The following is a 12,042-nucleotide window of genomic DNA, read 5'->3' as shown; positions in this document are numbered from 1 at the left end:
CTGTTTGGTTCGCATTCTCCAGGCAAGGCCCATGCTGCAACGTTTCCATTTCCCCGCTCGTGGCGTCGGCTTCGTACAGGCGTGCAGCGCTCTTGCTGCTGCCGTTGCCTTACCGGCCGCCCAGGCCCAGAGCATCACGGTGGCACCGCTGGCAGCCGTGGCGCCGGCGGCGATTCCTGTGGACCACCCTGGCGCTCTTGCGCTGCTGGCGTTGGCCTTGGGGGCCTGCCTTGTGCGGGGTGTGCGAAAAGGGCGGATCTCCCTGGTCGGCCTGCGTGCATGGGCCATGGGCGGTGCTGTTGTCGTGACCGCGGCCACGGCGGTCTGGGGCGAGCGGGTGCAGGCCCAGATTCAGGAATTGCAGGAAGCCTTCAACCAGGCCGCAGGCGAGACGCTCACCGTTCCCGTGCAGACGACAGCGGTGGGTGCCGATGGCGCACCACAGGGATTCCTGCCCGTGGTCTATCGCAACCAGACGTCGGTGCGGCTGAAAATCACCGGCATCACGGACCCTGTGTGGAACACCTGCTTTCCGCTGGGCGTGCCGGGCGCGATTCCCTCGACGGCCCCACGTCCCGGCAGCGCCTGCGCAGTCGGCGCCGCGCTGGAGGCGGGCGATTCCTGCTGGGTGGACGTGGCGCAACTGTGCGCCGAGGCGGCGGACACCGTGCGCGGCAGCCATCCCAGCGTGCTTGCGCCCGACAGCGTGCAGGTGGACACGGCCGGGCAGCGCACGGGCAATGTGCTGTCCAACGATTCCGATGCCGATGGGGCGCTCGTGGTCGCCAGCTTCACCTATGAAGGCCAGACCGTGGCGGCCGGCAGCTCCCGGAACGTGGCGGGGCGCGGGACCTTCGCGCTGCAGGCAGACGGCAGCTTCACTTTCCAGGCGGATGCGAACTACAGCGGCGGCCATCCGCTGGCCATCGGATACACCGTGCAGACCGGCGCGTCCAGCACGCTGAGTGTTTTCGTGAACCGGGTGCCCGTGGCCGGCAACGACACGGCCACCACCGATGCCGATACATCCGTCACCATCGCCGTGCGCGGGAACGACAGCGATGCGGATGGGGACAGCCTGACCGTTTCCGGCATCACCCAGGGCACCCACGGTTCCGTGGTCGTGGATGCCGTCACGGGCAATCCGGTCTACACGCCGAACGCCAACTTCACCGGCAGCGACAGCTTCACCTACACCATTGGCGACGGCAGGGGCGGTTCTGCCACGGCCAGTGTGTCGGTGACGGTTGCTGCTGCGCCCTCCGGCAATCAACCGCCAGTGTCTGTCTCCGATGCGATAGTGGTGGCCGAGGGCGCTGTGGCCACGGTCCTTGCCAGCGGTGCAACCAGCGTGCTGGCCAACGACACGGACCCTGACGGCAATCCGCTCGTCGCGGTGCTGGTGACGGGTCCTGCGCATGGAACCTTGACCCTGAATGCGAATGGCACCTTCAGCTACACCCACAACGGCAGCGAGACGACTTCCGATAGCTTCACCTACCGTGCCAGCGACGGGCAGGCCATGGGAAACATCGTCACCGTTTCCATCACGGTCACTCCCGTGAACGATGCACCGGTTGCCGTGGCAGATCAATTGATGGTTGCCACGGACATCCCGCTGAGCATCAGCTTTGCCACGCTGCTGGCCAATGACACGGATGCCGACGGCGACAGCCTGACCATCACCTTGGCTCATTCGCCGGTCAATGGCAGCCTCGCATTGCAGGCGGGCGGGGTGCTGTTCACGCCCGCTGCAGGCTACGAAGGACCGGCCAGCTTTCTCTACGACGTCAGCGATGGGCGCGGCGGCACCAGTATCGGCACGGTCAATCTGTCGGTTGGAACGGCCAGCGCTCCTTCGGTCGTTGTCCTGAAGTCCCTGCTGGCCATCGCACACGGCACAGGCGGGACCAGCGTCAGGTTTCCGATAACCACGAAGCTGGTGGATACGGATGGCTCGGAAACCCTGTCGATCAGGATCAGTGGACTGCCCACCAATCTGTCCTTCAATGCGGGTATGAACCTGGGTGGTGGTGTCTGGCAATTCACCGAGGCTGACCTGCCCAATCTCATCCTGAATCTGCCTGGCAGCTACACCACGAACGCCACGTATCTCACGGTCCAGGTCACGGCGACGGAGGTCAGCGGCGGCTTCACGGCATCGACATCCACCGTGGTCACGCTCAAGGCCTCATATACGACCGTGGATATCACCACGACCGAGAGCGGCAACCATACGGGCAACTCGGCCAACGAATACATCACCGGTGGCAACGGCGCCAACACCATCAACGCCGGCAGCGGAAACAACATCGTTTTCGGGGGCGGTGGCGACGACAACCTGTCGGCGGGCTCGGGCTCCGATGTGCTGATCGGCGGCAGCGGCAACGACACCCTCAACGCGGGATCGGGCACGGACCGGCTGATCGGAGGCTCCGGCGACGACCTGTTGATAGGCGGCGATGCGGGCGAGAACTTTGTGGATGTCTTTGTCTGGTTGCTGGGAGATCAGGGGGCGGCGGGAACGCCGGCCTTGGACCGAATCCAGAACTTCTCCACGGCGGCAGCGGGAACCAACGGCGCAGGCGGTGATGTACTGGACCTGCGCGACCTGCTGCAGGGTGAATCCGCAGGCCCCCCCAGTAATGCCGCAGGCAACCTGGCCAACTACCTGCACTTCGAGATCACGGGAGGCGATACCTGGGTCCATGTCAGCCACACGGGCGGCTTCGGTGCAGACTCCCATGCGGTGGGTGCAGGCTATTCGGCATCGGCCGAGACACAGCAGATCATCTTGGAAGGCGTGAATCTGCAGACGCTGTATTCCGGTGCCGCCACGGATCAGCAGATCATCACGCAGCTGCTGAACAGCAATAAATTGATCGTGGATTGAGGCTGCCGTTCGGACCTCGCCTGCGAGAAATGCTCCCGCAGCTCAACGCCGCTCTTGCACAGGCGCAGACTGCTCCTGGCCCGCCTTGGTCGCGCGGGGCGGCGCCACCGGCATGGGAAACCCGACAAGCGCAAGCGCCACTGCGAAAGGCAGCAGGCAGTAGAAGAGCACGCGCTTGAGCTTCATTCGCCGGAATTGAGGGTGCTTGCGCAGCCTTCAAGTGGGCTGTTCCCCGTCTACATGAAATTCCTCGTATGCAATGAAGCCAGCCGCTCGGCATGCCCACGCTCGAACCCCAGCCGCAGCAGCTTGGAAAACCGGCCGTCGGCCATGTCGCGCATGAGCTGCTGCACGCGGGCGGCGCCGCGGGCCAGGGCTTCGGGGGTGAGGTTGCCGGCGGCGATGAGGATCAGGGCGTCGAAGACTTCCTCGTTCAGGCCCGAGGTGCCGGCCAGGTTGTCGAAGCGCTGCTCCACGGCCTGGGCCAGCTGATGCTGGAAGCCGGGCTCGTGCTGCAGGCGGTACAGCAGGTGGGACATGCCCAGCGCCACATGGCGCGCCTCGTCGCGTGCGGCCAGGCGGCAGATCTGGCGTGTGAGGGGGTCGGGCGCCTCGGTCTGCAGGAACTGCAGCAGGTGCACGAAGGTGCCTTCGCCCAGCACCGACAGCAAAAAGCCCGCCACGGAAAAATCCGTCTCGTCCAGCAGGCTCTTGAGCGAGGCCTGTCCACCCGCCGTGGACAGGGCGGGCTCGCGGCCGTGGCGGCGGATGCGGCGCGTGAAGACATCGATGTGCCGCGCCTCGTCGGCCACCTGGATGGCCAGCGCCGCCTGCAGCTCGCGGTAGTGCGGGTGCAGCTGGCCCAGAAAGCGCGCAGGCACCAGCAGGGCCGCGTTCTCGTTCTCCACCATGTAGGTCATGAGCTGGACGATGGCGTCCTCCACGGGCGCGGGCAGCTCGGGCGCATCGCACCAGTCGATGTCGGTGTCGGCATTCCACTGCGCGGCCACGGCCTGAGCGTAGAGGTCGGCGGCGCTGTCGGTCCAGACCTGCAGCTTGTCGCTGAGCCGGAAATGGAAGGCCGGCGCCCCGGCTTCCACCTGCGCGCCACGCGCCGCCAGGCCCCAGAAAGGCTGGGCCTGCGCGGCCACGGCATCGCCGCCCGTGCGCGCATCGCTGCGGCCCGTCTGCGCCGCGCGGCGGCGCCCAGGCCGGGCGCTGGCGCGGCCCGTCTGCGCCGCGCCGCGCCAGCGCCCGGCCTGGGCGCCGCCGCGCGCCACGATGGCCATGGCCTGTGCAGCACCCGCGCCGTCCTCCCAGCGCAGGCCGTGGCCCTGGTCGCTGCACCAGCCCGACAGCTGGGCCTGCCAGCCCGGCGCGCTGCCGGTCACGCGCAGCTGCCCGCCCACGGGCAGGGCGGCCAGCGCGTGCTTGACCAGAAGATGGGCACCGGCATCGAAGCCCAGACCCTGCAGGTCGATGACAGGCAGGGTGGAGGCGGGCAGGGTGCGGGCGTGCAGGGCGCCGCTGTCGGAATCAGGCATGGCCATGGCGCGTATCAGTAACGGTAGTCCTGCACGGTGATGCGGCCTTCGGCGTCGTAGAAGGCCTCGTCCGTCACCGCGCGCTCCAGCAGGCCGTAGCCCGTGCCGCGGCCCGGGTGCCAGACCTTCAGGCCTTCCAGTTCCAGCAGCGGGCGCACGGCCGCGTCGTCCCAGGACATGGCCAGCAGGATGTCGCGGAAGGCGGCGGCGCGTTCGGCATCGATGTGCGGGCCGGCCGTCATGTTGCAGTGGTCGAAGGCGCCTGAGGTGGCCAGCACGCGCGTGCCCCCGGCCGGCAGCGTGCCTTCGCGCGCAAAGGCCTGGTAGTTCTTGCCCACCATCCAGGAAGCCTGTATCTCGCCGGCCACCATGGCGGCGGCGGCCAGGCGCTCGCCGCCGATGTGGTCGCCGTGCTTGCCGCCCAGCACGTCAAAGCGGCGTGCCGTGTAGTCGCGCCCGGCCAGCAGCCCTTCCTGGCGCAGATGGTCCAGCGGGATCAGCGTGGCCTGGGGCGAGTCCACCGCACCGAAGCCCACGGTCTTGCCGCGCAGGTCCTGCACGCTCTGGATGGGGCTGTCGGCGGGCACGACCAGCAGCGAATGCAGGTCCAGGTCGGTATCGCGCATGGCGATGGACTCCACGCGCAGGCCGCGCGCGCGGGCCATGCGGTCGGCGCGCACAAAGGCCAGCGGCGAGTTCCAGGCCAGGTGCACATCGCCTGCGATCAGCGCCTCGGTCAGCGACTCGTAGTTGGAATAGAGCACGTAGTCGAAGTAGTAGCCGCGCTCGATGAAATACGCCTTGAAGCCTTCCCAGATGGTGATCACCTTGGGGGCGTAGGCCACGGCGCCGAGCTTGATCACGGGGGCGGTTGTCGTCATGCGGAAGTCCTTTGCTGGATGGGGAAGGGGGTTGAGGCTATCGGCAGGATCTGCGGCGCAGGTTCAGGCAGCGGCGTCGCACATGGCCTTGCCGAGCATGTCGTAGATCACGTCGGTGGTGGGCGCCATGACCGAGGCGGCACGCGCATCGCGGAACAAGCGCTCTATGCCCAGCTCCTTGCGGAAGGCGGCGCCGCCGCACACGCGCATGGCAATGTCGGTCACCTCCAGCGCGGCTTCGGCGGCGGCGGCCTTGGTCTGCAGCAGGCGCGTGCGCGTGTCGGGGCGGGCGGCCTGCACGGCGGCCACGGTGTCGTCGCGCAGCAGGCGCGCCTGTTCCAGGCGCAGCTGGGCGCGGGCCAGGTAGGCACGGATGGTGGGCAGGTCGGCCAGCGAGCTGCCGCTTTCCGCAAAGCGCGTGCCCGCCACATGGGCGACGGCGCGGCGCAGTGCGCCCTGCATCAGGCCGATGGAGGTGGTGGCGATCAGCGTGGGGAAAAACGGCATCAGGTGGCGGCCCTTCACGGCCTCGCCCTCGCCATCGGCGCCCAGCATGCGGGCGCGCGGCACGCCCACATCGCGCGCCTCGATGGGCGACGACGCATTGCCGCGCAACCCCATGCCGTTGAAGCGCCCGGGAATGGACAGCCCCGGCAGGCGGCTGTCCACCAGCCACAGCGTATTGCCCTCGCCCTGCGTGGCGCGCGAGATCCAGACATAGGAATCGGCCTCGCCGGCCGAGGTGATCATGCTCTTGAGCGCATTCAGGTGGATGACATCTTCAGCGGCGGTGGCCGTGCCCGTGGGCGCCCAGATATGGCTGCGCGAGCCGGCCTCGGACACGGCCAGCGTGGTGATGTGGCGGCCGGCGGCAATGTCGCGGCGCACCGCGTCATCGGCAAAGGGCTCGATCAGTGCCACGCCGCAGTAGTGCATGGTCAGCACCATGGCCGTGCAGGGGCAGTCCTGGGCAATGCGCTCGATCACCTGCACCGCCTCGGCCAGGCCCTTGCCCAGGCCGCCCACCTCGCTGGCGCTGATCAGGCCCAGCAGGCCGGCTGCGGCCAGCGCATCCAGCGCAGCGCGCGGGTAGCGCGCCTGCTCGTCAATCTGCGCGGCCTGGGGCGCGATGATCTCGCGCATGAGGGGTTCGAGTTGCTGCAAAACTTCCATCTGGGTTCACCGTAGGCATGCCCATGGCCGCCTGCCGAGAGGCGCTTGCTGGAAGTCTGGGGAAATGCTGGAGCGCCGCGATGGCCGCTGGGCGCGCCTGCCGCATGCAGACCTGCAATGGCGGATGGGCTGGGGGAAAGAATGCGAAAGATTATGCGCCGGGTGCGCGGCGGCCGGGCGCAATTGCCGGTGGCGCTTGATTTCGGTCAATTGGTGGCTGGGTACTGCCTTCGGCGGTTTTGGCCAACAGGCGGCCAACAGGCGGCCGGCAGCCAGACGAGGATGCCTGCTGGAAGATCGTGGCCTATATTGCAGCGCCCATTGCCAGCGCCTCTTGCGGCCCTATCGGCTTGGCAAAAAAGTAGCCCTGGGCCAAATCCACGCCCAGGCTCGCCAGAGTGTTGAATTCCTCGGCTGTCTCCACACCCTCGGCAACCACCACGCTTCCTATCTCGTGCGCGAAGCTCGTGAGGCCCTTGGCCAGCGCACGGCGGCTGCGGTCGGTATCGACATCGTGCGTGATGCTCATGTCCAGCTTGATCATGTCTGGTTGCAGATGCAGGATGTGCCGCATGCTGGAGTAGCCGGCCCCCGCATCGTCGACTGCCAAGGTCGCGCCCCGGCGCCGCAGCGGCGCCAGTGCATCGGCCAAAGCCCTGTAGTCATCCACGGCGGCATGCTCCGTGATTTCCAGCGTCACGCGCGAGAGATCCCGGTCTGAACCCAGAAGCCTGGGCAACTGTCCCGACTGGATCAGCTGCGGCGAACAGTTGACGGCGAGCAGCCAGTCGGTGGGCAGGCTGCCAAGTGCGCCAAGCGCTGTGTCGATCGCATGGCGCTCCAGCTCCAGCCCCAGCCCCACCTCATGCGCTGCCTTGAACCACTGGTCGGGCGGGCGACGTGGCTCCAGGTCAAAGCGTGACAGACATTCGAAACCGTGCAGCTTGCCGGTCGCGATGGTGTATACGGGCTGAAATACGGGGCGCAGCGCATTGCCTTGCATTGCAAGCCGAATTTCGTGCGTCACTTTGTCTCTTGCATGCCGGACGGCAGAAGTCGCACTGAAATGAAGTCCCAATAAATCGGAGAATGCCCGCAGCAGTGACATATCGTGCGCATTCAGCGCAGGATTGGGCTGGTGGCTGAAGCAGCACAAGGTGCCGAACAATTGGTTGTCATCCAGGCGGATGGGAACGCTCAGGTGCGAGCCGATAGGAATGGTGTGCGTTTCCGGTATCTCCTGGGCCGCGGCCAACAGGGAGGTGTCGGGAATCAACTCCGGCAACTCGCCATTGACCACTTTCTGGCAATAGCCCTCGCTCAATGGAATCTTCTGATGCTGGAAAATCACCCCGGCAGTGCTCTCGTCCACATGCTCCAGCACCCGATCCTCTTCCCGGAATCGGGCTACAAAGGCGACATCCATGCCGAGATGCCGACGAACGACAGACAGAACACGGTCGACTCCATCCAGTTCAATGGCAAAAGCGAAAATTCTGCTCAAAGGTGCGAATGTGGATTTACGAAGGGTCATTTCGTTGATCTGCTCTATCAGATGTGTACGCACACTAAATTCACACGCTGCCTGCGGGCTGGCTATCCTCGGCTCCGAGTGCGATGGCCAAGCGGTGCGATATGAATTGATAAAAGGAATGAATTATCATTAAGCCGCTCCATTGACCGATGCGCGGCAAATCGTGGTTGCCGTGCGATAGAAAATCCCAATCGCACCTCCGGTTGCAAGCTCAGTGGCAACCCCGTTTGCAACCCAAAGCAGTAGTGAGAAGAACAGACTTAAGTATGCGCGGTTGAAGTGCGCAGGTCGAGTCCGTCTGTTCGGATTGACAATAGTTATGAAAATCCAACACGGGCAGCTGAAAGGGCCCGGCACTCCCTGGAAAGCCCGTCAAGCCCTATGTCCTGGCTGTGGCTGTCTCAGGTGCTCCATCGGTCATTGCTTGCCCGTGTGACGAATGCGGGCCAGGTACTGGCTGGGCGTCAACCCCAGAGTCTTGCGGAAAGCGGCGCCCATGTGCGACTGATGGCTGAAGCCGCAATCGTGGGCGATACCCGCCAGGGAATGGGTGTCTGCCCGCATCATGGAGCGGGCCGCCTGCACGCGGATTTCCACAAGAAAGGCATGCGGCGTCATGCCCAGCAGCTGGGAAAACTCGCGCAGAAACTGCAGCGGCGTGCGCTGGACCATCCGGGCCAGCTGGGCAATGCTCAACGGCTGCGCAAACTCGGCCGCCATGCGCTCCAGGACAGGTCGGTACACCGGGCGCAAGGCCTCGACGCGGGCGGTGGGTGCATGGCATTGCCCGGCCATGAAGCACAGCGCGGCCTGCTCAATGGCCAGCGTGTCCGGTTCGGTGCTCAGCAGCAGCTGGCGCAGTTGGTGCGCCATCTGCAAGGCGCTGCGCTGCCCGGGCGTCACAACGCGCCGGGCCTGGGTTGCAGACGCGCCGTCGCTGAGCCATTGTTCCCAATGCGCCTGGGTGCAGCGAACCACCAGGTACTCGCCGCCCGTGGCCGATTCGGAAAACACGTCGACGCCCGGCGGCGTGCATGCCACCGTCCCGGGCCAGGTATCGAAGTCGACGCGGCGATCGCTGGCAATCGCATGCACGCCTTGCTGTCGCTCCAGCGCGATGCCCAGCGAATGCAGGCGGGTCGGGTCATGGCTGCTGTAGGGCGTGCGGCCCAGCAACTGCACCTCGAAGCCCGGTGGTTCGTGATCTGTCATCGCTGTATTGCCTTGTATGGCCCTTGCCTTGCCTTGCCTTGCGTTCCTGAACTGAAATTTCCTGATAGACGCGAAATCGGCCGCTGCCCACACTGCGGGCATGAACTCAAACCACACGGAAATTCACCGCGTCATCGGTCTCATCGGTGGCATGAGCTGGGAGTCCAGCGCCGAGTACTACCGGCTCATCAATCAGGGTGTGCGTGACAGGCTGGGCCCGCTGCGCTCCGCAAAACTGCTCATGTACAGCGTGGATTTTGGCCCCATCGAGCAGGCCCAGCATGAAGGCCGATGGGACGACGCCGCCGCCTTGCTGGAGGATGCCGCGCGGCGGCTGCAGCAGGGCGGGGCGGACGGCGTGCTGCTGTGCACCAACACCATGCACAAGCTGGCAGACCGCATTGCGGCAGCGGTGCGCATCCCTTTTCTTCACATTGCCGACCCGGTAGCCGACGCAGCCCGCACACGCGGCTACCGGAAGCTGGGGCTGCTGGGCACACGCTTCACCATGGAGCAGCCCTTCATGCGCGAGCGGCTGCAGCAGCAGGGTCTGGAGGTGCTGGTGCCGCAGGAGGCAGACCGCGCCGAGGTGCACCGCATCATCTACGAGGAACTGTGCACGGGCCGGATTCTTGAAGAGTCGCGGCGCACGTATCAGCGCATCATGGCGCAGCTGGCCGGGCAGGGTGCGCAGGCCATGGTGCTGGGCTGCACGGAAATCAGCCTGCTGGTGCGGCAGGAGCATTGCCCTGTGCCCGTGCTGGATACCACCGCCCTGCATGCGCAGGCGGCGGTGGACTTTGCTCTGGAGCCTTGAACGGCCAGCGGGCCATGCCCAGGCCTGCTTTCAAGGGCGTGCACCCCCCGGGGTTGCCGGGGCGCCTTGAGCCGTTGTGGCAACGCATCGGCGCAACGCCTCACGCCTCACGCCTCACGCCTCGATGCGCGCTGAACCGCTAAACCACGGCGGCGCTGAACGACTCGGGCAGGCGCGCAAGCAGATGCGACAGCCGTTGAAGGCCCGCCTGCAGGCGCCCACGGTCCTTGATGCTGCCCAGGGAGATGCGGATGGCATTCACGGATTCGCTGCCGGTGGCAAAGGCCTGCGCCGGTGTGACGGCGATGCCCTCGCTGTCGGCGGCACGCGCAAGCTGCGAGGGGCTCCAGTAACTCGGCAGCTCCAGCCATACATGCAGGCCGTCTCCCGCGCCGCTGTACCGGCCGGCCAGCACATCCCTGGCCATCCGGTGGCGCAGGCGCGCCTCCTTGCGCACGCCTTCCATCAATTTTCCGGCCGAGCCGTCGAGGATCCACTGCGTGGCCAGGGCGGCCGTCAGCGGCGTGGCCATCAGCGCAAACGATCTCAGCGCGACCAGGAAACGCTGGCGCTCGTGCGGGTCAGGCAGGAGCACGAAGGCCACCCGCAAACCGGGCGTCAGGCATTTGGAGAGGGTGGAGATGTAGTACACCTGCTCCGGGGCAAACCTGGCGATCGGTGGCGGCGGGGCATCGGCCAGCAGCCAGTAGGGATCGTCCTCGACGATGCGCACATGGCAGCGCTTTGCGATGCTGGCGATCTCTTGGCGCCGGTCCTCGGCAAGCGTGATGGCGGTCGGGTTCTGCAGCGTGGGGTTCAGGTAGACCAGCCCGGGCCTGTGCTGGCGGCATGCCTGCTCAAGCCGCTCGGGCATGATCCCCTGGCTGTCCGCTTGCACCGCAATGATGCGCCGGCCGAACTGGGCCGCTGCGGCACGCAGACCGGGATAGCTGGTGGGCTCGGTCAGGATCACATCGCCAGGCTCCGTCAGCGCAAGCACCAGGGCGGCAATCGCCGCCTGCGCGCCCGGGCAGACCACCAGCTGCCGGGCATCCACATCTCCGAACATGGGCTGCAGCCACCTGGCGCCCGCCTTGCGGTCGGAGTCGCTTCCCCCGCCCAGGTGGTAGGTCATCAGCAACTGGGCATCCGCACCCATCAGCACTTGCGACAGGCCCTGCTTCAACATGTCGTCCAGGTCCACGCCAGCCGGCGGTGGCGGGGTGTTCATGCTCAGGTCCAGCACGGCGTTCAGCTCCACCTTGGGCGCCGCGACATAGGTGCCTCTGGCGCCGCGTCCCTCCAGCAGCTGGCGGCGCCTGGCTTCGTCGTAGGCGCGCGTGACCGTCGTCAGGTCCACATCCAGCTGGGCCGCCAGCCGGCGTTGCGGGGGCAGGCGGTCACCGGGCTTCAGCGATCCGTCTGCCAAGGCTGCCTGCAAGGCATCGGCGATCTGCAGGAATCGGGGGCCGCCCTGCACGGCCAGCTGCGGCAACCAGAGGGGCAAAGGCTCATCTTGCATGGATTTAAGCGGCGACGTATGGGCTCATGTATGGAAATTGCTTTTGGGTAGTATGCGCCACAAGGTGTGGCAGCACCGTGCTTGCATGGCCGTCGCTGACGCTCTCGCCTCCCATGTCCGGGAGGGAGGCTCCTCACCATGGACAGTGCCAAGTCATTGGCTGGAAGCTCTCAAAATGATCGATTGGGTCCCCATAGTCTTCGTCACCTTCAAGGTGCTCGTGTTCGGCACGGCCATGTTCTTCGCCATCAAGTGGCACTACGACCAGGGCAAGAAGAAGGGGGCGAGCCGGCGCGAGCTGCTCATTGCCAGCGGCAAGATCGTTGCCGTCTTCACGCTGCTGCTGCTGTGCGTGCTGCTCTTCACCTTCGGCCTGGCCACCATGCTGGGCATGGACCTGAGCCTTTGATGGCAGGTGGCGCTGCCAGCGCCGGGCCTGTGCCCGCAGGCCGTGCCCAGCGCGGCA

General features: G+C 66.2%; 10 protein-coding genes. 3 read left to right on the top strand and 7 right to left on the bottom strand.

The window, feature by feature from the left end:
• Positions 1 to 31 precede the first annotated feature (31 nt).
• Positions 32 to 2,893, top strand: coding sequence for a midcut-by-XrtH protein (locus CLV01_RS21160; protein WP_099733280.1), 2,862 nt, complete (start codon positions 32 to 34; stop codon positions 2,891 to 2,893).
• Positions 2,894 to 2,935: 42 nt separating this feature from the next.
• Here the strand turns inward: CLV01_RS21160 and CLV01_RS29335 are convergent, their stop codons facing one another.
• The 6 genes from CLV01_RS29335 to CLV01_RS21135 form a co-directional block, all read right to left on the bottom strand.
• Positions 2,936 to 3,079, bottom strand: a complete 144-nt coding sequence (locus tag CLV01_RS29335) for a hypothetical protein (protein ID WP_218968198.1) — start codon at positions 3,077 to 3,079, stop codon at positions 2,936 to 2,938.
• 50 nt (positions 3,080 to 3,129) lie between these two features.
• Complete coding sequence (locus tag CLV01_RS21155) at positions 3,130 to 4,443, bottom strand: ferritin-like domain-containing protein (protein ID WP_099733281.1); 1,314 nt, start codon at positions 4,441 to 4,443, stop codon at positions 3,130 to 3,132.
• Between the two features lie 8 nt (positions 4,444 to 4,451).
• Complete coding sequence (locus CLV01_RS21150; protein WP_096916728.1) at positions 4,452 to 5,318, bottom strand: phosphate/phosphite/phosphonate ABC transporter substrate-binding protein; 867 nt, start codon at positions 5,316 to 5,318, stop codon at positions 4,452 to 4,454.
• 63 nt (positions 5,319 to 5,381) lie between these two features.
• The gene (locus CLV01_RS21145) at positions 5,382 to 6,491 is read right to left on the bottom strand and encodes an acyl-CoA dehydrogenase family protein (protein ID WP_082848101.1); all 1,110 of its coding nucleotides are present in this window, start codon (positions 6,489 to 6,491) and stop codon (positions 5,382 to 5,384) included.
• 304 nt (positions 6,492 to 6,795) lie between these two features.
• Positions 6,796 to 8,025, bottom strand: coding sequence for a sensor domain-containing phosphodiesterase (locus CLV01_RS21140; RefSeq protein ID WP_013801771.1), 1,230 nt, complete (start codon positions 8,023 to 8,025; stop codon positions 6,796 to 6,798).
• 417 nt (positions 8,026 to 8,442) lie between these two features.
• Positions 8,443 to 9,237 carry an AraC family transcriptional regulator gene (locus tag CLV01_RS21135; protein WP_099733282.1) on the bottom strand — a complete coding sequence of 265 codons (795 nt, stop codon included), beginning with the start codon at positions 9,235 to 9,237 and terminating at the stop codon, positions 8,443 to 8,445.
• 100 nt (positions 9,238 to 9,337) lie between these two features.
• Between CLV01_RS21135 and CLV01_RS21130 the strand changes: the two genes are divergently transcribed.
• Complete coding sequence (locus CLV01_RS21130; protein WP_099733283.1) at positions 9,338 to 10,054, top strand: aspartate/glutamate racemase family protein; 717 nt, start codon at positions 9,338 to 9,340, stop codon at positions 10,052 to 10,054.
• 139 nt (positions 10,055 to 10,193) lie between these two features.
• Here CLV01_RS21130 and CLV01_RS21125 read toward each other — a convergent pair whose 3' ends face one another.
• A complete protein-coding gene (locus tag CLV01_RS21125) occupies positions 10,194 to 11,576 on the bottom strand; it encodes an aminotransferase-like domain-containing protein (protein WP_034395551.1) in 1,383 nt (460 codons plus the stop codon).
• Between the two features lie 175 nt (positions 11,577 to 11,751).
• On the opposite strand from CLV01_RS21125, the gene CLV01_RS21120 reads away from it, so the two are divergent.
• A complete protein-coding gene (locus CLV01_RS21120; protein WP_012206300.1) occupies positions 11,752 to 11,985 on the top strand; it encodes a hypothetical protein in 234 nt (77 codons plus the stop codon).
• The last annotated feature ends 57 nt before the right edge of the window (positions 11,986 to 12,042 follow it).

The sequence above is a fragment of the Delftia sp. 60 genome (assembly GCF_002754395.1).
Taxonomy (GTDB): domain Bacteria; phylum Pseudomonadota; class Gammaproteobacteria; order Burkholderiales; family Burkholderiaceae_C; genus Comamonas; species Comamonas acidovorans.
Note: the sequence above shows the minus strand (reverse complement) of the source record. Positions and strands in the feature narration are given on the sequence as shown.

Coding starts and splice junctions, on each gene's coding strand:
- CLV01_RS21160 (WP_099733280.1), top strand. CDS start 32: ATGCTGCAACGTTTCCATTTCCCCGCTCGTGGCGTCGGCTTCGTACAG.
- CLV01_RS29335 (WP_218968198.1), bottom strand. CDS start 3,079: ATGAAGCTCAAGCGCGTGCTCTTCTACTGCCTGCTGCCTTTCGCAGTG.
- CLV01_RS21155 (WP_099733281.1), bottom strand. CDS start 4,443: ATGGCCATGCCTGATTCCGACAGCGGCGCCCTGCACGCCCGCACCCTG.
- CLV01_RS21150 (WP_096916728.1), bottom strand. CDS start 5,318: ATGACGACAACCGCCCCCGTGATCAAGCTCGGCGCCGTGGCCTACGCC.
- CLV01_RS21145 (WP_082848101.1), bottom strand. CDS start 6,491: ATGGAAGTTTTGCAGCAACTCGAACCCCTCATGCGCGAGATCATCGCG.
- CLV01_RS21140 (WP_013801771.1), bottom strand. CDS start 8,025: ATGACCCTTCGTAAATCCACATTCGCACCTTTGAGCAGAATTTTCGCT.
- CLV01_RS21135 (WP_099733282.1), bottom strand. CDS start 9,237: ATGACAGATCACGAACCACCGGGCTTCGAGGTGCAGTTGCTGGGCCGC.
- CLV01_RS21130 (WP_099733283.1), top strand. CDS start 9,338: ATGAACTCAAACCACACGGAAATTCACCGCGTCATCGGTCTCATCGGT.
- CLV01_RS21125 (WP_034395551.1), bottom strand. CDS start 11,576: ATGCAAGATGAGCCTTTGCCCCTCTGGTTGCCGCAGCTGGCCGTGCAG.
- CLV01_RS21120 (WP_012206300.1), top strand. CDS start 11,752: ATGATCGATTGGGTCCCCATAGTCTTCGTCACCTTCAAGGTGCTCGTG.